This window comes from Bacillus halotolerans (genome assembly GCF_004006435.1).
GTDB classification, from domain to species: Bacteria; Bacillota; Bacilli; order Bacillales; family Bacillaceae; genus Bacillus; species Bacillus halotolerans.
In genome coordinates this window covers 1,290,782-1,313,991 of the sequence record NZ_CP029364.1, presented here as the reverse complement: position 1 = coordinate 1,313,991, position 23,210 = coordinate 1,290,782, and the positions used below count along the sequence as shown (strand labels likewise).

The following is a 23,210-nucleotide window of genomic DNA, read 5'->3' as shown; positions in this document are numbered from 1 at the left end:
TGACTTGACTGTTCAGGAAGGCTTCGGTACCTTATATAAGTGTTTTATTTTCTTACTGAATGGTATTCCGCCGTATATTTTTGATAGGAGTTGCTAACATGACGGAAGAAAGAAAAGAAACGTTTGAAGAAGAAGTTAACCAGAATGAAGGAATAGATGAAGAGCCGCTTTCGCGGATGTCCAGAAAAGCCAGCCGCCAAAGCAAGCAAAAGCAGAAACAAAAGCAGAAACAACATAAGGAACGCGTAGAATCGTCTGTGAAAGAAAAGCTATCCTCTGTTTGGGCAGCCATTAACAGATATTGCGGCTTTGCTTTTTCAATATTAAAGTCCCCGGCGAAAACTGTTGTGGCAGATGGTTTCTCTCATTATAAATATGGTCTTATTTCAATGCTCATATTCAGTATCGTTTTTTCAATCGGAAACTGGTTTCAGTTAAAGGCGAGCTGGAACAGGCCGCTTGGTTTTGGAGAGCGCCATCACGCGTTTTATGACGGATTTTTTGTTGTTCTTGTGTATATGCTCGTCTTTTTTGCTGTTATGGTCTTCTCCATATGGGCCGTGTCTCGGTATATGATGAAGCAAAAGGTATCATTCAAGGAAGCTGCGGCTGGTTTTGGCTCATTGCTTGTTCCGGTGATCGCCGTTTCAATCATTTGGATGATATTTGCGATCGTGAATGTACCGATGCTGACTGTCCTTTTTACAGTGTTAATGCTGTTTTCGATCTTCTTTATGATGGCGTTATATGTACAGCGTCTGTATCAGGCGGCAAGCGAGGCACCGATTGACTATATCTATTGTGTGTTTGCTGTTTTAGCCGTTGCGCTGCTGTTTGCGGCAGTGACTTGGCCGTTTATTTCAGAATATTTTACGGCATCGCTTATCCCGCTTTAATGTAAAAAAACCGGCTGAAAACGCCGGTTTTTTTGATGTCACAGTTTTTACAAATATATCTAAAAAACATAGTTGAATTGTAGGATTAATCCGTGTATGATGAGGAAAATGCGGTGGAGGATGATGGACATGGCCCATTTACTTCGTCAGGCGATTTATCAAAAGAAGGAATTTTTAAAAACCAAATTAATGCTCTCAGAATTTTATCGCGGAAGAGGGGAACAGCTCGCTGATTATACGCTGAGTGAACTTGAGAAAGAATATGAGTCCCTTCGGAAAATGAAAAAAGAGATGTGACAATAGATAAAGAAAAATGAGTCTGCTGAAAAGCGGGCTTTTTTGTTTGGATTTTGAAAAGGACAGAAAGAGGGTAAACTATTGCTGAGTGATGAAGAGAGTGTGTCGAAAAATTTTGCCTGCGATGACGGCCATAGCTGATTGTAAAGGGTTCATTTCTCTAGTAGAATATGAATGCTTTACGTAAGTTGAATGAGTAAGGAGGTTTTATAAAATGATGCAAACCTTATTATCAAACGGATTAGCAATGGTTCTCATTATTCTGATTATCAATGTTGTTTATGTATCATTTTTTACGATAAGAATGATTTTAACACTGAAAGGCCAGCGGTATTTAGCGGCCGGAATCAGCACCATTGAAATTCTGGTTTATGTGACAGGGCTGAGTCTTGTGCTTGATAACTTAGACCAGATTCAAAACGTGATTGCGTACGCACTCGGCTATGGTTTGGGCGTTATTGTCGGCATGAAAATCGAAGAAAAACTGGCGCTTGGCTATATTATGGTCAATGTGATTACAAAAGAGCTTGACCTCGATCTTCCTAGGCAGCTTCGTGAAAAAGGCTACGGCGTAACGAATTGGGTGGCCGGCGGGCTTGAAGGCGACCGCACGGCCCTGCAGATTTTGACGCCGAGAAGATATGAGCTGCAGCTGTATGATACGATTAAAACGCTTGATTCGAAAGCTTTTATTATTGCGTATGAACCAAAAACGATCCACGGCGGCTTCTGGGTCAAAGCGGTGAAGAAGAGGAGAATTAAAGAATAATGGCAAAGCCGAAGAAGAAAAAGTTTGAAGTGACAGAACAGCAAACGATAGAAGCAGTGCTTCAGCAAATGAAAGAAGAAGGATATATGCCTGTACGTCGAGTGGAAGAGCCGATTTTCAAGGAAAAGATGGAAAATGGGTCAATTCAGATCGTTCCGTGCGGAAAAAAAATCGTATTTGAAGGGAAATCGATCTAAAACACGAACATTAGAAGAATGAATTTTTGTATCGTTCGATAATATCGTTGACATTATCCAAGTCCGTTGTTAAGATAAACATGAAATCAAAACACGACCTCATATAATCTTGGGAATATGGCCCATAAGTTTCTACCCGGCAACCGTAAATTGCCGGACTATGCAGGAAAGTGATCGATAAAACTGACATGGATATATCGCAGAAGCGAACGACTGCCGATACATGCACCATGCCCGGTTTGTATTGCTTCCTCATAAGTCAATACAAAGCCGGGTATTTTTTATTTTCTGAAAACTAAAGCATTAGAAGGTGGGAACAGAATGCAGCCGCTAGTAGGAATCATCATGGGAAGCACTTCCGATTGGGAGACAATGAAAAACGCATGCGACATACTTGAAGAACTTGAAGTGCCGTACGAAAAGAAGGTGGTTTCCGCTCACCGGACGCCTGATTTCATGTTTGAGTACGCTGAAACAGCCAGAGAAAGAGGCATCAAGGTCATTATCGCCGGTGCTGGAGGAGCGGCGCACCTGCCGGGGATGACAGCTGCTAAAACGACGCTGCCGGTCATCGGTGTTCCGGTTCAATCCAAGGCGCTGAACGGACTCGATTCACTTCTTTCCATCGTGCAAATGCCTGGAGGCGTGCCGGTTGCCACAACAGCCATCGGAAAAGCGGGCGCTGTGAACGCAGGTCTGTTAGCGGCGCAAATTTTGTCAGCTTTTGACGAGGATCTGGCCAGAAAGTTAGATGAAAGAAGAGAAAATACAAAACAAACAGTGTTAGAAAGCAGTGATCAGCTTGTCTAATCAAATCATCTATCCGGGAGCCGTCATCGGCATTATCGGCGGCGGACAGCTTGGAAAAATGATGGCTGTCTCCGCAAAACAAATGGGGTATAAAGTCGCGGTCGTCGATCCGGTAAAAGACTCGCCGTGCGGGCAGGTGGCGGATATTGAAATCACCGCTTCATACAACGACCGCGAAGCGATTCGGAAATTGGCTGAGATCAGTGATATTATCACGTATGAGTTTGAAAATATTGATTATGATGCGCTGCATTGGCTGAAAGGTCATGCGTATCTCCCGCAAGGAAGTGAGCTGCTGCTCATTACCCAAAACCGTGAAGCAGAGAAAAAAGCGATTCAATCCGCGGGCTGTGAAGTTGCACCTTACCGCATCGTCAAAACAATGGATGAGCTGAAAGAGGCGGTTCAGTCGCTGGGGCTTCCCGCAGTGCTGAAAACATGCCGCGGCGGATATGACGGCAAAGGCCAATTTGTCATCAAGGAAACGTCACAAATAGAAGAGGCTTCAGCTCTTTTAGAGCACGGAACCTGCATTCTCGAAAGCTGGGTTTCTTTTAAAATGGAACTGTCCGTGATTGTTGTCAGATCGGTAAACGGAGAGATTTCGACGTTCCCGGCCGCAGAAAACATTCACCACAATAATATTCTGTTCCAAAGCATCGTGCCTGCACGGGTTGAAGAAAGGATTCAGGAAAAGGCTGATGAGCTGGCCGTTAAGCTCGCAGATGAGCTGAACCTTGTCGGACCGCTTGCTGTTGAAATGTTCCTGACAGAGGGCGATGAGCTTTTGGTTAATGAACTGGCGCCAAGACCGCACAATTCAGGACATTACACGCTGGATCTTTGCGAAACAAGCCAGTTTGAACAGCATATCAGAGCGGTCTGCGGCCTTCCGCTTGGAAAAACGGAGCTGCTGAAGCCTGGTATGATGGTGAATCTTCTCGGCGATGAAGTGAAGATCCCAGAGGAAGAGCCAGAGCTTTTAAAAGAAGCAAAGCTTTATGTATACGGAAAACATGAAATCAAAAAAGGCCGCAAAATGGGGCATATTACTTTTATGAAGCAGCCTGAAGACGAATGGATTCAGGAGATCACAAATAAATGGAGAAATAGAGACGGAGGACAAGCAGAATGATCGAACGTTATTCAAGACCTGAAATGTCCGCGATTTGGACGGATGAAAACAGATTTCAAGCATGGTTAGAGGTTGAAATTCTTGCCTGTGAAGCGTGGGCGGAGCTTGGCGTTATTCCAAAAGAAGACGTAAAGCTGATGCGCGAAAACGCGTCATTTGATATCAACCGCATATTAGAAATCGAACAGGACACGCGCCATGACGTAGTTGCTTTTACGCGCGCTGTATCCGAATCACTGGGCGAAGAAAGAAAATGGGTGCATTACGGCTTAACGTCAACTGACGTCGTAGATACCGCTCTTTCTTACTTATTAAAACAGGCAAATGACATTCTGCTCAAGGACCTTGAGAGATTTGTTGACATTATAAAAGAAAAAGCGAAAGAACATAAATACACCGTCATGATGGGCCGTACACACGGCGTACACGCAGAGCCTACAACATTTGGTTTAAAACTGGCGCTTTGGCACGAAGAAATGAAACGCAACCTGGAACGCTTTAAACAAGCGAAGGAAGGCATCGAGGTTGGTAAGATTTCCGGTGCTGTCGGCACATATGCGAACATTGATCCGTTTGTAGAGCAGTATGTTTGTGAGAAACTCGGCCTGAAAGCCGCACCGATTTCAACACAAACGCTTCAGCGTGACCGCCATGCTGATTATATGGCGACACTTGCTTTGATTGCGACAAGCATTGAGAAATTCGCGGTTGAAATTCGCGGACTGCAAAAGAGTGAAACACGCGAGGTCGAGGAATTTTTTGCGAAAGGGCAAAAAGGTTCATCAGCTATGCCGCATAAACGGAATCCGATCGGTTCTGAAAACATGACAGGTATAGCGCGTGTCATTCGCGGCTACATGATGACAGCTTACGAAAATGTTCCGTTATGGCATGAGCGCGATATTTCTCATTCTTCAGCGGAGCGGATTATTCTTCCGGATGCGACCATCGCGCTGAATTACATGCTGAACCGCTTCTCCAACATCGTGAAGAACTTAACGGTCTTCCCGGAAAACATGAAGCGCAACATGGACCGCACATTGGGGCTGATCTACTCTCAGCGCGTGCTGCTGGCATTGATTGACACAGGCCTGACTCGTGAAGAAGCTTATGACACAGTGCAGCCGAAAGCAATGGAGGCATGGGAAAAGCAAGTACCGTTCCGTGAGCTTGTGGAAGCGGAAGAGAAAATCACTTCCCGTCTTTCTTCGGAAAAAATTGCTGACTGCTTTGATTATCATTACCATCTGAAAAATGTAGATCTGATCTTTGAACGTTTAGGTTTAGCATAGAAGAAGCTTTTAGGCGGCTTCTTCCCTGCTGCCTTAGTTTGAAAATTCCCAACATTCGGGTTAGGAGGCCTTCCGTGAATATTGTGAAGAATGAACTTTTATATGAAGGAAAAGCGAAAAAGATTTACAAAACCGACGACGAAAACACGCTGTATGTGGTGTATAAAGATTCTGCAACTGCCTTTAACGGAGAAAAAAAGGCGGAAATCAGCGGCAAAGGGCGCTTAAACAATGAGATCTCAAGCCTGATTTTCAAACACCTTCACGAAAAAGGGGTTAACAACCACTTTATCGAGCGCATTTCGGAAACAGAGCAGCTCATTAAAAAGGTAACGATTGTGCCGCTGGAAGTCGTTGTCAGAAATGTGGTGGCAGGAAGCATGTCCAAACGTCTCGGCATTCCAGAAGGCACGAAGCTTGAACAGCCGATTATCGAGTTTTACTACAAGGATGACGCGCTGGGTGATCCGCTCATCACAGAAGATCATATTTGGCTGCTGAAAGCGGCGACTCCTGAACAGGTAGAAACCATTAAGTCCATTACAAAAACAGTAAATGAAGAGCTTCAAAGCATTTTTGACGATTGTCACGTCAGATTAATAGATTTCAAGCTTGAATTCGGTTTAGATGCAGACGGGAAAGTGCTTTTGGCGGATGAAATTTCACCTGACACATGCCGCTTGTGGGATAAAGACACGAACGAAAAGCTGGACAAAGATTTATTCAGACGCAATCTGGGAAGCTTAACCGACGCATACGAAGAGATTTTCAAAAGACTGGGAGGCATTCATCATGTATAAAGTAAAAGTTTATGTCAGCTTAAAAGAAAGTGTACTAGATCCACAAGGGAGCGCTGTCCAGCATGCCTTGCACAGTATGTCTTACAAGGAAGTCGCAGACGTGCGCATCGGGAAATACATGGAGCTAACAATCGAAAAGTCTGACCGTGATCTTGACGTGCTAGTCAAAGAAATGTGCGAAAAACTTCTTGCGAATACAGTGATTGAAGATTACAGATACGAGGTTGAGGAGGTAGTCGCACAGTGAAATTTGCGGTGATTGTGTTACCTGGCTCTAACTGTGATATCGATATGTTTCACGCTGTAAAGGATGAACTCGGTCATGATGTGGAATACGTCTGGCACGAGGAAACAAGCCTTGACGGCTTTGACGGGGTGTTAATTCCGGGAGGTTTTTCTTACGGAGATTACTTGAGATGCGGCGCCATCGCCCGTTTTGCGAATATTATGCCAGCTGTAAAACAGGCAGCGGCTGAAGGAAAACCTGTTCTCGGCGTCTGCAACGGATTTCAGATTTTACAGGAGCTTGGCCTTCTGCCAGGTGCAATGAGACGCAACAAAGACTTGAAGTTCATTTGCCGTCCGGTTGAATTAATCGTGCAGAACGACGAAACATTATTCACCTCTTCCTATGAAAAGGGCCAAGCGATTACGGTTCCGGTTGCCCACGGTGAAGGGAACTTCTACTGTGATGATGAAACGCTTGCTTCATTAAAAGAAAACAATCAAATTGCTTTCACATACGGTTCCGATATTAACGGAAGTGTCAGCGATATTGCCGGTGTTGTTAATGAAAAAGGAAATGTATTAGGCATGATGCCTCATCCTGAGCGCGCGGTCGATGAACTGCTTGGAAGCGCCGACGGTCTTACATTGTTTCAGTCTATCGTGAAAAATTGGAGGGAAACTCATGTCACTACTGCTTGAACCAAGTAAAGAACAAATTAAAGAAGAGAAATTATATCAGCAAATGGGTGTCAGTGATGATGAGTTTGCATTGATTGAATCCATTCTTGGCAGATTGCCGAACTACACAGAAATCGGAATTTTTTCTGTCATGTGGTCAGAGCATTGCAGCTACAAGAACTCAAAGCCGATTTTGCGTAAATTCCCGACGAGCGGCGAACGCGTGCTGCAAGGTCCGGGGGAAGGTGCCGGAATCGTTGATATCGGTGACAACCAAGCGGTTGTGTTCAAAATTGAATCGCATAACCATCCATCAGCCATCGAACCGTACCAAGGCGCTGCGACTGGCGTAGGCGGCATAATCCGTGATGTCTTTTCTATGGGTGCGCGTCCTATCGCTGTATTAAACTCTCTTCGATTTGGTGAACTGACTTCACCGCGCGTGAAGTACTTGTTTGAAGAAGTAGTAGCAGGTATCGCCGGATACGGGAACTGCATCGGTATCCCGACAGTCGGCGGCGAAGTGCAATTTGACAGCAGTTATGAAGGGAATCCGCTTGTCAACGCAATGTGCGTCGGATTAATCAATCATGAAGACATCAAAAAAGGCCAGGCAAAGGGTGTCGGCAACACGGTCATGTACGTCGGCGCTAAAACAGGGCGTGACGGAATTCACGGCGCTACGTTTGCATCTGAAGAAATGTCTGATGCTTCTGAAGAAAAGCGCTCCGCGGTTCAAGTCGGCGATCCGTTTATGGAGAAGCTTTTGCTTGAAGCATGTCTGGAAGTCATTCAATGTGACGCCCTAGTCGGCATTCAGGACATGGGAGCTGCCGGTCTGACCAGCTCAAGCGCGGAAATGGCAAGTAAAGCGGGTTCAGGCATTGAAATGAACCTTGACTTGATTCCGCAGCGTGAAACAGGCATGACTGCTTATGAAATGATGCTTTCTGAATCACAGGAACGGATGCTGCTTGTTATCGAGCGCGGACGTGAGCAGGAAATCATCGATATTTTTGACAAGTATGATCTTGAAGCGGTTTCTGTCGGACGTGTAACAGATGATAAACTGCTGCGCCTGACACATAAAGGTGAGGTTGTATGCGAGCTCCCTGTTGATGCCTTGGCAGAAGAGGCGCCGGTTTATCACAAGCCTTCTCAAGAGCCTGCTTACTACCGTGAATTTTTAGAGACGGATGTCCCGGCTCCTCAAATTGACGATGCGAATAAAACACTGAAGGCGCTCCTGCAGCAGCCGACGATCGCAAGCAAAGAGTGGGTTTACGACCAGTATGACTACATGGTGCGGACGAATACAGTTGTCGCTCCTGGGTCTGATGCGGGTGTTCTCAGAATCCGCGGAACGAAAAAGGCGCTGGCGATGACAACTGACTGTAACGCCCGTTATCTCTACCTTGATCCAGAGGTCGGCGGAAAAATCGCTGTCGCTGAAGCGGCGCGCAACATCGTTTGCTCAGGTGCAGAACCGCTTGCGGTTACAGATAACCTGAACTTTGGAAACCCGGAGAAACCGGAAATCTTCTGGCAGATTGAAAAAGCGGCTGACGGCATCAGTGAGGCGTGCAACGTTCTCAGCACACCTGTGATCGGCGGAAACGTATCGCTTTACAACGAATCAAACGGAACGGCGATCTACCCGACACCTGTGATCGGCATGGTCGGTTTAATTGAAGATACAGCACACATCACAACGCAGTATTTCAAACAAGCGGGCGACCTCGTGTACGTCATCGGCGAAACAAAACCTGAGTTTGCCGGAAGCGAGCTGCAAAAAATGACAGAAGGCCGCATTTACGGCAAAGCGCCGCAAATCGATCTAGATGTAGAACAGGCACGCCAAAAGGCACTGCTTGACGCGATTAAACAAGGCTTTGTTCAATCAGCGCACGATGTATCTGAAGGCGGCTTAGGCGTAGCGATTGCTGAAAGTGTCATGACGACGGAAAACCTTGGCGCTAACGTGACTGTTGAAGGGGAAGCAGCGTTATTATTCTCTGAATCTCAATCCCGCTTCGTCGTTTCTGTGAAAAAAGAACATCAAGCAGCGTTTGAAGCAGCTGTACAAGATGCGGTTCATATCGGTGAGGTAACAGCTGACGGACTTCTGAGCGTTCAAAACCAAGACGGACAACAATTGATTCATGCGCAGACAAAAGAGCTTGAACGCGCGTGGAAAGGAGCTATCCCATGCTTGCTGAAATCAAAGGCTTAAATGAAGAATGCGGCGTTTTTGGGATTTGGGGGCATGAAGAAGCCCCGCAAATCACGTATTACGGCCTTCACAGCCTCCAGCACAGAGGACAGGAGGGCGCGGGCATTGTGGCGACTGACGGTGAAAAGCTGACGGCGCATAAAGGCCAAGGGCTGATCACTGAAGTATTTCAAAACGGTGAGCTCAGCAAAGTAAAGGGGAAAGGCGCAATCGGACACGTTCGGTACGCAACGGCTGGCGGCGGCGGATATGAAAATGTTCAGCCGCTCCTCTTCCGCTCTCAAAACAACGGCAGCCTGGCGCTTGCCCATAACGGAAACTTGGTGAATGCCACTCAGCTGAAGCAGCAGCTTGAAAATCAAGGGAGCATCTTCCAGACTTCTTCGGATACAGAGGTTTTGGCTCACCTGATCAAAAGAAGCGGCCACTTCACGCTGAAGGATCAGATTAAAAACTCGCTTTCTATGCTGAAAGGCGCCTACGCGTTCCTGATCATGACTGAAACAGAAATGATCGTAGCGCTTGACCCGAACGGGCTTAGACCGCTGTCAATCGGCATGATGGGAGACGCTTATGTCGTCGCTTCAGAAACATGCGCATTTGATGTCGTCGGTGCGACGTACCTTCGCGAGGTGGAGCCGGGAGAAATGCTGATTATCAATGATGATGGCATGAAATCAGAGCGCTTCTCCATGAATATCAACCGTTCCATTTGCAGCATGGAGTACATTTATTTCTCAAGACCTGACAGCAATATTGACGGCATTAACGTGCACAGTGCGCGTAAAAGCCTTGGAAAAATGCTCGCTCAGGAATCAGCGGTTGAAGCTGATGTCGTGACAGGGGTTCCGGATTCCAGTATTTCAGCGGCTATCGGCTACGCGGAAGCAACAGGCATCCCGTACGAGCTTGGATTAATCAAAAACCGTTATGTGGGCAGAACGTTTATTCAGCCGTCTCAGGCTCTTCGTGAGCAGGGCGTCAGAATGAAGCTTTCTGCGGTGCGCGGTGTTGTAGAAGGGAAACGCGTCGTTATGGTGGATGACTCCATCGTGCGCGGAACAACAAGCCGCCGGATCGTAACAATGCTCAGAGAAGCGGGTGCGACAGAAGTGCATGTGAAAATCAGTTCGCCGCCGATCGCTCATCCGTGCTTTTACGGCATTGATACGTCCACACATGAAGAGCTGATCGCGTCTTCTCACTCGGTTGAAGAAATCCGTCAGGAAATCGGAGCCGACACTCTCTCATTTTTGAGTGTCGAAGGGCTGCTGAAAGGAATCGGCAGAAAATACGAAGACTCGAATTGCGGGCAATGTCTTGCTTGCTTTACAGGGAAATATCCGACTGAAATTTATCAGGACACTGTGCTTCCTCATGTAAAAGAAGCGGTGTTAACCAAATAAAACTTGAAAATGACATAAAGGCAGCGCAGTTTGGCTGCCTTTCTCTTTCTGCCCTTGTTCGGAGAGATATTTTGAAAAGCGCCTTAAAGGAGTGAATAGGATGTCTGAAGCATATAAAAACGCAGGAGTTGACATCGAAGCCGGATATGAAGCTGTAAAACGGATGAAAAAACATGTGGAGCGCACGAAAAGGCTTGGCGTTATGGGCAGCCTTGGCGGCTTTGGCGGCATGTTTGATCTGTCGGAGCTTTCTTATCAGAAACCCGTTTTAATTTCGGGAACAGACGGTGTCGGCACAAAATTAAAGCTGGCTTTTTCCATGAATAAACATGACACGATCGGTGTAGACGCTGTTGCAATGTGTGTCAATGACGTGCTTGCGCAAGGTGCGGAGCCGCTCTTTTTTCTCGACTATTTAGCGGTCGGCAAAGCAGACCCCGTGAAAATCGAGCAGATCGTACAAGGAGTTGCGGATGGCTGTGAGCAATCAGGTTCAGCCTTGGTCGGCGGAGAAACCGCTGAAATGCCTGGATTATATACAGCTGATGAATACGATATTGCAGGTTTCTCGGTTGGTGTGGCGGAAAAGGATGAAATCGTGACTGGCGAAAACATCAAGGAAGGCCACCTTTTAATCGGCCTGAGCTCCAGCGGCCTTCACAGCAATGGGTTTTCCCTTGTGAGAAAGGTGCTTCTGGACGATGCAGAGCTTGATCTCGACAAGACGTATGAGCCGTTTGAACGCCCGCTCGGCGAAGAACTGCTTGAGCCGACAAGAATTTACGTGAAGCCTGTGCTTGCGGCTGTGAAAAGCGGACTCATTGATGGAATGGCGCACGTAACAGGCGGCGGATTTATCGAAAATCTTCCGCGGATGCTTCCTGAAGGCTTAAGTGCGGAAATCGATCACGGCTCTTGGCCGATCCCGCCGATCTTCTCTTTCTTGCAGGAACACGGCAAGCTGAAAGAAGAAGACATGTTTAACGTCTTTAATATGGGCATCGGATTTGTTCTTGCAGTAAAAGAAGAACATCTCACCGAAGTCATCGGAACGCTTGAAAGCCAAGGCGAAAAAGCCTATTTGATCGGGCGAGTAAAACATGGTGAAGGCGTTACATTCGGCGGTGCTGCACTTTCATGAAAAAGTTTGCGGTATTTGCATCCGGAAACGGCTCAAACTTTGAAGCCATCGTCACGCGTTTGAAAGAGGAGAACTGGGATGCAGCCGTTTCGCTCCTCGTTTGCGATAAGCCGCAGGCGAAAGTCATCGAGCGGGCGGAAAGATTCCAGATTCCATCCTTTGCATTTGAGCCGAAGTCTTATGAAAACAAGGCCGCATTTGAACGGGCCATTATTGAACAGCTTCATCTTCATGAAGCAGAATTGATCGTTCTCGCCGGGTATATGAGACTGATCGGTGATACGCTGCTTCAGGCATACGGAGGAAAAATCATCAACATCCATCCTTCCCTTCTTCCCGCTTTCCCTGGAATAGACGCAGTCGGACAGGCATACCGGGCGGGTGTGAAGGTTGCCGGGATTACGGTTCATTATGTCGATGAAGGAATGGATACAGGGCCGATCATCGCTCAAAAGGCAATTGAAATTACCGAAGAAGATACATTAGAAACCATTGAACATCACATTCACAAGCTTGAGCACAAATGGTATCCGAGTGTGATTAAAGAGCTATTAGGATTAAATAACAGAGGTGAAAAGGCATGACCATTAAACGCGCACTAATCAGTGTTTCAGATAAAACAAATCTTGTTCCTTTCGTAAAAGAACTGACAGAGCTTGGCGTTGAAGTTATTTCAACCGGCGGCACAAAAAAGCTACTTCAAGAAAACGGTGTTGATGTCATCGGAATTTCTGAAGTGACAGGTTTTCCGGAAATTATGGACGGGCGCTTAAAAACGCTTCATCCGAATATTCACGGCGGTCTTCTCGCAGTTCGCGGCAACGAAGAGCATATGGCACAGATCAATGAACACGGGATTGCGCCAATTGACCTGGTTGTCGTCAACCTCTATCCATTTAAAGAAACGATTTCTAAAGAGAATGTGACGTACGAAGAGGCAATTGAAAACATTGATATCGGCGGACCTGGCATGCTGCGTGCGGCATCGAAAAACCATCAGGATGTGACGGTTATCGTTGACCCAGCGGATTACAGCCCTGTTCTGAATCAAATCAAAGAAGAAGGCGATGTTTCGCTTCAGAAAAAACGCGAGCTGGCGGCAAAAGTATTCCGCCACACTGCGGCATATGACGCGCTGATCGCTGACTATCTGACAAATGTTGTCGGTGAAAAAGAACCAGAGCAATTCACCGTTACGTTTGAGAAAAAACAATCGCTTCGCTATGGGGAAAATCCTCATCAAGAAGCAACATTCTACCAAAGCGCGCTTCCTGTCAAAGGATCTATTGCGCAAGCAGAACAGCTGCACGGCAAAGAGCTTTCTTACAACAACATTAAAGATGCGGACGCAGCTGTTCAAATTGTTCGTGAATTCACTGAGCCTGCAGCGGTTGCTGTGAAGCATATGAATCCGTGCGGCGTGGGAACTGGCGAAACGATCGCAGAAGCGTTTGACAGAGCGTTCGAAGCAGATAAAACATCGATTTTCGGCGGCATTATCGCGTTGAACCGTGAAGTGGACAAGCCAACAGCCGAAGCGCTTCATCATATTTTCTTAGAAATCATCATTGCGCCCTCATTCAGCCAGGAAGCGCTTGATATCCTGACAGCGAAGAAAAATCTCCGTCTGCTGACACTTGATGTGACAGCTGCCGTTCAAAAAGAAAAACAGCTGACATCTGTACAAGGCGGATTGCTGATTCAAGATTTAGATATGCACGGCTTTAATGATGCTGAGATCAGCATTCCGACAAAAAGAGAGCCGAACGAGCAAGAGTGGGAAGATTTGAAGCTTGCTTGGAAAGTCGTGAAACATGTGAAATCCAATGCGATCGTTCTCGCAAAAGATAACATGACAGTAGGTGTAGGAGCCGGACAAATGAACCGCGTCGGATCAGCGAAAATCGCAATCGAGCAGGCAGGAGAAAAAGCGAAAGGCAGCGCACTCGGATCAGATGCATATTTCCCAATGCCTGATACAGTCGAAGAAGCGGCAAAAGCGGGCGTTACAGCTATCATCCAGCCAGGCGGATCTATCCGTGACGGGGATTCCATTAAAAAAGCGGACGAGTACGGCATTGCCATGGTATTCACCGGCATCAGACACTTCAAACATTAAGGGGATGAAAACGACGTGAATGTATTAATTATCGGTAAAGGCGGAAGAGAGCATACGCTGGCATGGAAGGTGGCGCAAAGCAGTCTTGTTGATACGGTATTTGCCGCTCCGGGAAATGACGGCATGGCATCTTCTGCACAGCTTGTAAACATTGAGGAAAGCGACCACGCCGGGCTTGTCTCATTTGCAAAAGAAAATCAGGTCGTGCTGACCATTGTCGGGCCTGAGGTTCCTTTAATTGAAGGCCTTGTTGACGAGTTTGAAAAAGCCGGTCTTCGTGTGTTCGGTCCGTCAAAAGCCGCTGCGATAATCGAAGGAAGCAAGCAGTTTGCAAAGGATTTAATGAAGAAATACGACATTCCGACCGCAGAATACGACACGTTTACATCCTTTGAAAAAGCCAAGGCTTATGTGCAGGAAAAAGGCGCTCCGATTGTCATTAAAGCGGACGGACTGGCGGCTGGAAAAGGCGTAACCGTTGCGATGACGGAGGAAGAAGCCATCGCGTGTCTGCATGATTTTCTTGAAGATGAAAAATTCGGTGATGCGAGCGCATCTGTCGTGATTGAAGAATTTCTTTCCGGCGAAGAGTTTTCCCTCATGGCATTTGTCAAAGGAGAAAAGGTATATCCGATGGTCATTGCCCAGGATCATAAACGCGCGTTTGATGGTGACAAAGGGCCGAATACAGGAGGAATGGGCGCTTACTCTCCTGTTCCGCAAATTTCGGAAGACACCGTGCGTCATGCTGTAGAAACGATCGTCAAGCCAGCCGCAAAAGCAATGGTTCAAGAAGGTCGCTCCTTCACAGGCGTTTTGTATGCGGGGCTGATGCTCACTGCGAATGGATCGAAGGTCATTGAATTTAATGCCCGCTTCGGCGACCCGGAAACGCAGGTTGTGCTGCCTCGTATGGATTCTGATCTGGTACAAGTGCTTCTAGATCTTTTAGATGATAAGGAAGTTGACTTGAGATGGAAGGATACGGCGGCAGTCAGTGTCGTGCTTGCTTCAGAAGGCTATCCTGAAAGCTATGCAAAAGGCACGCCGATTGGCAGCCTGACAGCAAATGCTGATCAAGTTGTCGTCTTCCATGCCGGAACGAAAGCAGAAGGTGAAGAGTTCGTCACAAACGGCGGCCGTGTCGCCAATGTGACCGCTTTTGATGAAACGTTTGAAGCGGCACGAGACAGAGTGTACAAAGCCGTTGATGAGACCATCCAACCCGGCCTGTTTTTCAGAAAAGATATCGGAGCACGAGCTCTGAAGGCTGCCCAAAAATAAAGTGAAGAAAAACCCGCAGATTGTGCTGCGGGTTTTTTGTTATACAAAAGCATGCCGGAAAGCGGAAGAAGAAAGCACAACAAGCGTGGTCGGTTTTCCGTGGGCCATTGAAGCGTCTATAAAATCTTCTAGACTATGCACAGATTCCGTCACCACTTTTGTCACATAGCTGTACATACCTGTAATCCGGTGGTTCTCTGCCACATCGGGGTGAGCTGCGGCAAAGGCGGCGTAGTGTTTGCAGCTTTTCGGCTCCATCAGGATAAAAGCAGTGACATGTTTGTTTAGCTTTTCATAACAGATATCAGCGCTGTACCCGGTAATGACCCCTTTGTCCTCAAGCTTTCTGACACGTTCCGCCGCACTCGGAGAGCTGAGTCCGACAAGCTTTCCTAATTCAACCATCGTTAATCTGGCATTTTGCTGCAAATGCGAAAGAATTTGAAGGTCTGTATCATCCATTCGTATTGCTCCTTTACATATTTAGGTGAATTGATAAAAATACCTTTTATGATTAGGTGATGTTGTTGTTTTAGCTTAATTGTAGCATATAAGTGTCGTCATCTTTTTTCTATAATAAAGCCATCAACATGAGAGGAGGCATCATTTTGCCGGAATTACAGCGTTCGATTACTTGGGTTCAAGGAGCGGCATTAACGATCGGGGCCGTATTAGGCTGCGGGATCTTAATCCTTCCGTCTGTCACGGCTGATGCTGCCGGTCCCGCTTCTGTATTGGTTTGGGGATTTATGTCTTTCTTATCATTTCTGCTCGTAGGCACACTGGCGCGCCTTGTCAGAATGGCGCCAAGCGCGGGAGGGATCACGGCTTATGTACAGCTTGCTTTTCGGCCAAAAGCCGGAGCCATGTTGGGCTGGATCATGCTGGGATCGGTTCCGATCGGTGTGCCAGTGATCGCTTTGACTGGAGCACATTATGTCAGCTACGTCACACAGGCTTCGGATTGGCAGATTGCTTGCATTGCAGCAAGTATGCTGGCGATCTCCATTTTGCTTCATATCAGGGGCATTCAATTATCAGCAAACATCAGCATACTCGTCATCTGTGTCATTCTTCTGCTGCTTGTCATTTCTGTTGCTGTTTCACTGCCTCACGTTAAAGCAGCTGAATTTAAGCCTTTTCTGCCGCATGGCTGGTTTGCCGCGGGTTCTGTTTCTGTCATCATCTTTTTTTCTTTTGTAGGCTGGGAAATGATTACCCCATTAGCTGAAGAGTTTACACATCCGGAAAAGGATGTTCCAATCAGTTTATTCTTGGCGGCAGCTTGTGTGGCGGTGCTTTATATCATGCTATCGTTTGTCACTGTAGGCACTCATGCATATGGAGAAAAAGGAGAAATCGCATCTCTGACGATGCTCATATCAAAAGGTACAGGGGATATTGGGGTATATGTAACGACTTGTTTAGCTCTTTTTATTACATTCGCCACCATTCATGCCAACATTGCAGGGTTTTCAAGGATGGTCTATGCGTTGGCGAGAGAAGGTCATATTCCCGGGTATTTCGGGAAGCTCAGTCATACAAAACATACACCTGTCTGTGTATTAACAGCGCTGGCTTTCGTGTTTGGTTTCGTTCTTATGGCAAACGGCATATTTCAAATTGATCTGACAACGCTCCTGAAAGGACCAAGCTCAGCATTCATCGCATCTTACATATGCACAATGGCGGCAGCGCTGAAACTGCTGAACTGGAAGGATTCAGGCTGGTGGATGGCTTTGGGGGCGCTTCTTCTTTGTACAGTGATCTACTTATTTAGCGGCTGGGCTCTCTTGTATCCGGCTGCGTTTGCGGCTGTTGGTTTTTTCTATATGAAGACAAAGGGATATACTGAGAAAAAGCTTGATCACGTTTTATGATCAAGCTTTTTTGCTTACGATTCTTGATGATCCTGTCCATGGTTTTCACCAGTGCTGTTTTGAAACATATAGGTCACAGGGCAGAAACGCAGTATGCCTGAACCTGCCTTCATGGCGCCCATAAAGATGCAGAACAGATGCATTCTGCACCAAGGTTTTTTCGTATACTTGGCGCTGGCAGCTGACATAATTGTCAGTCCGCAGGCGATACGGAAGACGGCATTGATGAGACTGATGTTTGGTTTCATGAAATCTGCTCCTTTTACTTAAAAAAGTTTTTTAATTGAACCTTCAAAAATTTGTAACGTTTTTATCGTGCGTGATGGAGAAGGATGTGATAACATGAGTCTAATACATGTAAAGGAGAGTATGTGAATGTCCGAACGCACCTTTAACTGGAAAAACAAAGACATCAGGGCACAGGTTGATGTTGTAGACTCTAAGCTGCTTCCAACGCTCCTTTTACGGAATGCTCTCGTCTTAAATCCATATGTAAAACAATGGCTGAAAAAAAACATTTGGATTTATCAGGACCGTATTGTTTATGTTGGTCATGAACTTCCGGATAGAACCGAAGAAATTCATACGATTGATTGTGAAGGAAAATACATTGTGCCTGGCTATATCGAACCGCACGCACATCCTTTTCAAATATATAATCCCCAAACGCTGGCGGAATATGTGTCTCAGTACGGTACAACGACATTCGTAAATGATAACTTATTTTTGCTTTTGCAAAGCGGAAAAAAGAAAGCGCTTACTATTTTGAACGAACTCAAAAAGCTTCCGGTTCAGTATTTTTGGTGGTCACGGTATGACCTGCAGACCGAGGTTTTGAACGAGGATCACGTTCTTCCGTTTGACGTCAGAAAGCAGTGGATTGAACATCCGGATGTCATTCAAGGCGGAGAAATGACTGGCTGGCCGCGTCTTGTAGATGGCGATGATTTAATGCTTCACTGTATGCAGGCCACAAAAAAACAGCGGAAACGCATAGAAGGGCATTTTCCCGGCGCATCAGATAAAACGCTTACAAAAATGAAGCTGTTCGGAGCGGATTGTGATCATGAAGCCATGACAGGTGATGAAGTGATGAGAAGGCTGGAACTGGGCTATTATGTATCACTTCGCAATTCGTCCATTCGCCCTGATTTAAGAAATATATTGCAGGAGCTTCATGAAAAGGGCTTCCGCTACTACGACCACTTTTTTTACACAACAGACGGCGCTACGCCTAATTTCTATAAAGGCGGCATGACAAACGAGCTTATCCGGATTGCCCTGGAAGAAGGGGTTCCGGCAATCGATGCGTACAATATGGCATCCTTTAACATCGCAAAGTATTACCAAATGGATGATTATTTAGGCGTTGTCGGACCGGGAAGACTTGCGTCACTGAATATCCTTGAGGACCCGTTGCAGCCGAATCCGGTAACCGTTCTGTCAAAAGGCAAAATTCTGCGTGAAGACGGCCGTGATATGAATGCGTTTCCACATACGAACTGGAACAAAGGCGGTCTTGTCCCGCTTGAGCTTTCATATGATATGACGATGGATGATTTGCAGTTTTCCATGCCGATGGGCGTAAAAATGCGGAATGCGGTGATTATGGAGCCGTATATCATTGAGATCGACAACTCGGTCGAACAGCTTTCATTTGACCATGATGAAAGTTATTTAACGATGCTTGACAGACATGGGAAATGGCGCGTGAATACGATGATAAAAGGATTTGCCTCAAGTGTGCAGGGATTTGTGAGCTCCTTTACGACGACGGGCGATATTGTCGCGATTGGAAAAAACAAAGCGGATATGCTGCTTGCTTTCTCCCGCATGAAAGAAATCGGCGGGGGAATTGTGCTTGCGGAAAACGGAAAAATCCTTCACGAAATTCCGCTTTCACTGTGCGGATGCGCTTCTTCGGAATCGTATGACATCGTGCTGGAAAAGGAACAGAAGCTGAGAGATCTTTTGACTGAAAGAGGCTATGAGTATTGTGATCCGGTTTATACGCTGCTCTTTTTGCAAAGCACGCACCTCCCGTATATACGCATTACGCCAAGAGGAATCTTCGACGTGATGAAAAAAACTGTACTCTTTCCATCGATAATGCGTTAAAATATAAAAGAGCGGGGAGCCGACATATGAAAAAATGGATGACAGTTTGCGTACTGTGTTTCGCGTTTTTCCTGCTAGTATCCTGCCAGCAGAAGGACGCTGTCCCTGATCACACAAAGAAGCTGAAAGCTCCTTTGACGGGACTGGAGACTGAGCAGAAGGTGACTGAACGCAGGCCTGTTGCTGTCATGGTGAACAATCACCCGAAGGCGAGGCCGCAATCAGGACTGTCTAAAGCCGACATTGTCATAGAAGCGCTTGCCGAAGGCCAAATCACAAGGTTTCTGGCCATTTTTCAAAGCCAGATGCCTGAAACTGTCGGACCTGTGCGGAGTGCGCGGGAATATTTCGTCACTCTCAGCAACGGTTTTGACAGCATATTTGTCCATCACGGCTGGAGTCCCGGCGCCAAGGAGCAGCTGGAATCCGGAGCTGCCGATTATATTAATGGATTGGATTTTGACGGAAGCTTATTTTGGAGAGCTGATTTCAGCGAACCGCCCCACAATTCTTACACGTCTTATCAGTACATAAAAAAGGCGGCTGAACAAAAGGGATATGAGCTGAAGCAGAAAACAGATCCAATGCTGTTTAAAACATCAGATGCAAAACCTGTAAATGAATCTTATAATATTCGGGTAGATTATGGAACAAAAAACGTTACAAATCTTGTCGAATACAACTATGATAAAAAAACTGAAGCTTATAAGAGAAGCTCTGATGGTGTCATGACGACAGACCGGGAGACCGGAAAGCCGGTTGCAATGCAAAATATTTTCATTGTTGAAGCCAGCCATCATATTATTGACCAAGATGGAAGGCGTGACATCGACATAGAATCAGGGGGTAAGGGTCTGCTGTTTCAGCACGGAAACGTCATTGAAGCAGACTGGAAAAATGTAAACGGAAGAATTGTGCCGGTAAAAGACGGCAAATGGCTGCCGTTTGTGCCAGGAAAGACATGGATAAATATCGTGCCTGATCTCGATGCGGCTTCCATTAGTAAAGGAGAAGGTGTGTAACGATGCAAATCGATAAATTACGCGGCAAAGAACTGGACCAGTTATTTAACTCGATCTTATCGCTGAAAGACCTGGAGGAATGTTATCGGTTCTTCGATGATCTTTGCACAATTAACGAAATTCAATCGCTGGCTCAGCGCCTTGAAGTGGCGCGTATGCTTCGCGAAGGAAACACGTATCATAAAATTGAAACAGAAACAGGCGCTTCTACAGCGACCATTTCCCGAGTGAAACGATGCTTAAATTATGGAAATGACGCATATGAAATGGCGCTTGACCGTGTGAAGGAGAATGAAACAGAGTCTTCTTCCAAATAAAAAACCGCCCTGCCGTCTGGCAAGGGGCGTTTTTTTTATGAAACAATTTTCTCAATCAGATTGTCGATGTCAACTGTGCTGCCATCCTCTTTTCGATAGACAACATGCTCCTTGGAAAAATGAACCGGCGAATCGATCCCGGCTGCTGCGGCCAGATTAAACAGCCCCTCACGCAGCGAAATGACGTAGTTGCAGACGCGGTGCTGTTTTTCCTCAACGCTCAGCGCTTTTTGCAGCTTCGGATCTGTGGTCGCAACGCCTGCCGGGCATGTGTTGGTGTGGCATACGAGGGCGCGGATGCATCCGACTGAAAACATCATGCCGCGTGCAATGTTGACAAAATCAGCGCCCAGAGCTAAAGCGACCGCGATTTTGTCAGGGGTCAGCAGCTTTCCGGAAGCAAAAAGTTTCATACGATCACGCAAGCCGTATTGTCTGAGCAGCGTATCAACGATAGGGAGCGCCGTCATAATCGGGAGGCCAACTGTGTCGGCAAGCTCATAGAAGGAAGCGCCGGTACCGCCTTCACTACCGTCTACCGTAATAAAATCAGGATGTTTTCCGCTTTTCTGCATATAAGAAAAAAGCTCATGCAAGTCATCAGGCTGGCCTGCAACAATTTTAATGCCGACCGGCTTTTGACCGACGTTTCGCAGCTTTTCAATAAAATCCAGCATTTCAGGCGCGCTTGAAAATTCATGAAAGCGGTTTGGGCTGTCGATTGACTTTCCGGGTTCGACATTCCGGATGTCTGCCACCTCTTCTGATACTTTAGCGCCATCCACATGTCCGCCGCGGGTTTTGGCTCCTTGTGCGAGCTTCAGCTCAAACGCTTTAATTTGATCTAGCCGGCTTTTCTTTTTAAATTCCTCCCACGAAAATTCCCCTTTTCTATTGCGTACGCCAAATAGACCGGGGCCGATTTGGCAGATGATATCAGCACCTCCCTTTAAGTGATACTCAGACAATCCGCCTTCACCGGTATTCATCCAAGTGCCGCCCGCCTGGTGCAGCCCTTTTGACAGCGCCGTAATGGCGCGCTCTCCAAGTGAACCGTAGCTCATGGCGGATTGACCGACTAATCCCTTCACATAAAAAGGCTTTTCGCATGTACTCCCGCCGATGACTTGAACATCATCAGGATGGAGAAAATACGGATCAGCCTTGATACGTTCGGCATGTTCGCTGCGTCTGAACAGATTGTCCGAATCGATTTTATAGATGTGGGTTTCGATTTTCGGAGACTGGCCCATACGCAATTCTTCTTTTTGCTTTGGGAAAAGGGCGTTTCGGATATAATAGCCCGGTTGATCAAAATCTCTTACCGATCCGAACCCCATCATTCTGCTTTTGTATTTTCCTGATATGACTGTTTGCTCATATTCTTTTCGTGAAAAAGGCTGTTCCTCATTGTCATTGCTGAATAAATACTGCCGCAGCTCCGGTCCGATTTTTTCAAAAATATAGCGAAACCTTCCGATGACAGGATAATTGCGGAGGATTGCATGCTCCTGCTGTTTTTCGTCCTTTATGTAGATCCAGACAAACAATGCGATGGGGATAACGATGATCCCGATGATAAATGCAATAAGTGCAATAATGATGTATTCCATCTGTCAGCCTCCCTTTTTTATGTAACCATTTCCACTGTTGGGGCGTTTCCAAACAATAGAAAATATTTCTGTGTTTTTTCTATAAAAAGAGAGCGGAACAGCCGCTTTTTTTCTGCGGAAATAGAATCAAAACACCTTTTTCAGTGAATAAAGAGAATGACGGCTTTTTCCGTTTTTCCGCGCTATGTGAATTTGTTATAATGTTTAAATGGTAAGAAACGAATGGAGGAACGGATGACGTGTACGATGTAACGGAGTGGAAGCATGTCTTTAAACTCGATCCAAATAAAGATTTGCCTGATGAACAGCTGGAGATGCTTTGTGAGTCAGGGACTGATGCGGTTATTATCGGAGGAAGCGACGGTGTAACGGAGGATAATGTCCTGCGGATGCTGTCTCAGGTGAGACGGTTTTTGGTGCCGTGTGTCCTTGAGGTGTCTGCGATTGAAGCGATTGTCCCTGGCTTTGACTTATATTTTATTCCGAGTGTATTAAACAGCAAAAATCCGGATTGGATTGTCGGAATGCATCAGAAAGCCATGAAGGAATATGGAGAACTGATGGCGATGGAAGAAATCGTGGCGGAGGGCTACTGTATCGTAAATCCTGATTGCAAAGCCGCGGCTTTAACGGAGGCGGACACCAATTTGAATCATGACGATATCATCGCCTATGCGCGCGTGTCTGAACTGCTGCAGCTTCCGATTTTTTATCTGGAATACAGCGGCGCTCTTGGGGACATAGAAGCCGTGAAGAAAACGAAGGCTGTATTGGAAACGTCCACCCTGTTTTACGGAGGCGGCATTAAAGATGCGGAGACGGCGAAACAGTATGCCGAGCACGCGGATGTCATTGTGGTAGGCAACGCTGTGTATGAGGATTTTGATGAAGCGCTGAAGACAGTAGCGGCTGTCAAAGGCGAGTAGCGAAATGTACGGATTTGGTTTATGATAGAACATATGTTTGTATAGGCGG

General features: G+C 46.4%; 24 protein-coding genes and 1 riboswitch. Of the genes, 21 read left to right on the top strand and 3 right to left on the bottom strand.

The window, feature by feature from the left end; genetic code table 11:
• The first annotated feature begins 98 nt into the window (after positions 1–98).
• From DIC78_RS06630 to purD, 16 genes are all read left to right on the top strand, one after another.
• Positions 99–896, top strand: coding sequence for a DUF6574 domain-containing protein (locus DIC78_RS06630; RefSeq protein WP_024120436.1), 798 nt, complete (start codon positions 99–101; stop codon positions 894–896).
• Positions 897–1,025: 129 nt separating this feature from the next.
• Complete coding sequence (locus DIC78_RS06625; protein ID WP_010333239.1) at positions 1,026–1,193, top strand: Fur-regulated basic protein FbpA; 168 nt, start codon at positions 1,026–1,028, stop codon at positions 1,191–1,193.
• Positions 1,194–1,407: 214 nt separating this feature from the next.
• A complete protein-coding gene (locus DIC78_RS06620; protein WP_024120437.1) occupies positions 1,408–1,962 on the top strand; it encodes a DUF2179 domain-containing protein in 555 nt (184 codons plus the stop codon).
• The gene (locus DIC78_RS06615) at positions 1,962–2,159 is read left to right on the top strand and encodes an NETI motif-containing protein (protein WP_127695809.1); all 198 of its coding nucleotides are present in this window, start codon (positions 1,962–1,964) and stop codon (positions 2,157–2,159) included. Before DIC78_RS06620 ends, DIC78_RS06615 begins: the two co-directional genes overlap by 1 nt.
• A gap of 79 nt (positions 2,160–2,238) precedes the next feature.
• Positions 2,239–2,340: riboswitch (purine riboswitch) on the top strand.
• A 140-nt stretch (positions 2,341–2,480) separates the two neighbouring features.
• Positions 2,481–2,969, top strand: coding sequence for a 5-(carboxyamino)imidazole ribonucleotide mutase (gene purE / locus DIC78_RS06610; RefSeq protein ID WP_024120439.1), 489 nt, complete (start codon positions 2,481–2,483; stop codon positions 2,967–2,969).
• A complete protein-coding gene (purK, locus tag DIC78_RS06605; RefSeq protein WP_106021509.1) occupies positions 2,962–4,104 on the top strand; it encodes a 5-(carboxyamino)imidazole ribonucleotide synthase in 1,143 nt (380 codons plus the stop codon). Before purE ends, purK begins: the two co-directional genes overlap by 8 nt.
• Positions 4,101–5,396 carry an adenylosuccinate lyase gene (purB, locus tag DIC78_RS06600; protein WP_127695807.1) on the top strand — a complete coding sequence of 432 codons (1,296 nt, stop codon included), beginning with the start codon at positions 4,101–4,103 and terminating at the stop codon, positions 5,394–5,396. The genes purK and purB overlap by 4 nt, the downstream gene beginning before the upstream one ends.
• 74 nt (positions 5,397–5,470) lie before the next feature.
• Positions 5,471–6,196 carry a phosphoribosylaminoimidazolesuccinocarboxamide synthase gene (gene purC / locus DIC78_RS06595; protein ID WP_127695805.1) on the top strand — a complete coding sequence of 242 codons (726 nt, stop codon included), beginning with the start codon at positions 5,471–5,473 and terminating at the stop codon, positions 6,194–6,196.
• Complete coding sequence (gene purS / locus DIC78_RS06590) at positions 6,189–6,443, top strand: phosphoribosylformylglycinamidine synthase subunit PurS (protein WP_010333246.1); 255 nt, start codon at positions 6,189–6,191, stop codon at positions 6,441–6,443. Before purC ends, purS begins: the two co-directional genes overlap by 8 nt.
• On the top strand, positions 6,440–7,123 hold the full coding sequence (gene purQ / locus DIC78_RS06585; protein ID WP_044152779.1) for a phosphoribosylformylglycinamidine synthase subunit PurQ: 684 nt from the start codon (positions 6,440–6,442) through the stop codon (positions 7,121–7,123). The genes purS and purQ overlap by 4 nt, the downstream gene beginning before the upstream one ends.
• Complete coding sequence (gene purL, locus DIC78_RS06580) at positions 7,107–9,335, top strand: phosphoribosylformylglycinamidine synthase subunit PurL (protein ID WP_127695804.1); 2,229 nt, start codon at positions 7,107–7,109, stop codon at positions 9,333–9,335. Before purQ ends, purL begins: the two co-directional genes overlap by 17 nt.
• On the top strand, positions 9,311–10,741 hold the full coding sequence (purF, locus tag DIC78_RS06575; RefSeq protein WP_024120445.1) for an amidophosphoribosyltransferase: 1,431 nt from the start codon (positions 9,311–9,313) through the stop codon (positions 10,739–10,741). Before purL ends, purF begins: the two co-directional genes overlap by 25 nt.
• 100 nt (positions 10,742–10,841) lie before the next feature.
• The gene (gene purM, locus DIC78_RS06570) at positions 10,842–11,882 is read left to right on the top strand and encodes a phosphoribosylformylglycinamidine cyclo-ligase (protein ID WP_127695802.1); all 1,041 of its coding nucleotides are present in this window, start codon (positions 10,842–10,844) and stop codon (positions 11,880–11,882) included.
• Positions 11,879–12,466, top strand: coding sequence for a phosphoribosylglycinamide formyltransferase (gene purN / locus DIC78_RS06565; RefSeq protein ID WP_024120447.1), 588 nt, complete (start codon positions 11,879–11,881; stop codon positions 12,464–12,466). Before purM ends, purN begins: the two co-directional genes overlap by 4 nt.
• Complete coding sequence (gene purH, locus DIC78_RS06560) at positions 12,463–14,001, top strand: bifunctional phosphoribosylaminoimidazolecarboxamide formyltransferase/IMP cyclohydrolase (protein WP_103672125.1); 1,539 nt, start codon at positions 12,463–12,465, stop codon at positions 13,999–14,001. Before purN ends, purH begins: the two co-directional genes overlap by 4 nt.
• Before the next feature lie 15 nt (positions 14,002–14,016).
• Positions 14,017–15,285, top strand: a complete 1,269-nt coding sequence (gene purD, locus DIC78_RS06555; RefSeq protein WP_127695800.1) for a phosphoribosylamine--glycine ligase — start codon at positions 14,017–14,019, stop codon at positions 15,283–15,285.
• Positions 15,286–15,324: 39 nt separating this feature from the next.
• Here purD and DIC78_RS06550 read toward each other — a convergent pair whose 3' ends face one another.
• On the bottom strand, positions 15,325–15,747 hold the full coding sequence (locus DIC78_RS06550) for an Lrp/AsnC family transcriptional regulator (RefSeq protein ID WP_024120450.1): 423 nt from the start codon (positions 15,745–15,747) through the stop codon (positions 15,325–15,327).
• 143 nt (positions 15,748–15,890) lie between these two features.
• Between DIC78_RS06550 and DIC78_RS06545 the strand changes: the two genes are divergently transcribed.
• The gene (locus DIC78_RS06545; protein WP_127696913.1) at positions 15,891–17,165 is read left to right on the top strand and encodes an APC family permease; all 1,275 of its coding nucleotides are present in this window, start codon (positions 15,891–15,893) and stop codon (positions 17,163–17,165) included.
• A 14-nt stretch (positions 17,166–17,179) separates the two neighbouring features.
• Here the strand turns inward: DIC78_RS06545 and DIC78_RS06540 are convergent, their stop codons facing one another.
• Positions 17,180–17,413, bottom strand: coding sequence for a YgaP family membrane protein (locus tag DIC78_RS06540; RefSeq protein WP_095714336.1), 234 nt, complete (start codon positions 17,411–17,413; stop codon positions 17,180–17,182).
• 127 nt (positions 17,414–17,540) lie between these two features.
• On the opposite strand from DIC78_RS06540, the gene DIC78_RS06535 reads away from it, so the two are divergent.
• Genes DIC78_RS06535 through DIC78_RS06525 form a run of 3 tightly spaced genes read left to right on the top strand, consistent with a single transcriptional unit; the run spans position 17,541 to position 20,622 of the window.
• Entirely contained in the window at positions 17,541–19,283 is a 1,743-nt protein-coding gene (locus tag DIC78_RS06535; protein ID WP_127695798.1) for an adenine deaminase, read from the top strand.
• 26 nt (positions 19,284–19,309) lie between these two features.
• A complete protein-coding gene (locus DIC78_RS06530) occupies positions 19,310–20,305 on the top strand; it encodes a DUF3048 domain-containing protein (RefSeq protein ID WP_106021518.1) in 996 nt (331 codons plus the stop codon).
• A 2-nt stretch (positions 20,306–20,307) separates the two neighbouring features.
• A complete protein-coding gene (locus DIC78_RS06525) occupies positions 20,308–20,622 on the top strand; it encodes a YerC/YecD family TrpR-related protein (RefSeq protein WP_014479070.1) in 315 nt (104 codons plus the stop codon).
• A gap of 35 nt (positions 20,623–20,657) precedes the next feature.
• On the opposite strand, the gene DIC78_RS06520 is transcribed toward DIC78_RS06525, so the two are convergent.
• Positions 20,658–22,235 carry an FMN-binding glutamate synthase family protein gene (locus DIC78_RS06520; RefSeq protein WP_127695796.1) on the bottom strand — a complete coding sequence of 526 codons (1,578 nt, stop codon included), beginning with the start codon at positions 22,233–22,235 and terminating at the stop codon, positions 20,658–20,660.
• Positions 22,236–22,474: 239 nt separating this feature from the next.
• On the opposite strand from DIC78_RS06520, the gene pcrB reads away from it, so the two are divergent.
• On the top strand, positions 22,475–23,161 hold the full coding sequence (gene pcrB / locus DIC78_RS06515) for a heptaprenylglyceryl phosphate synthase (RefSeq protein ID WP_127695794.1): 687 nt from the start codon (positions 22,475–22,477) through the stop codon (positions 23,159–23,161).
• The last annotated feature ends 49 nt before the right edge of the window (positions 23,162–23,210 follow it).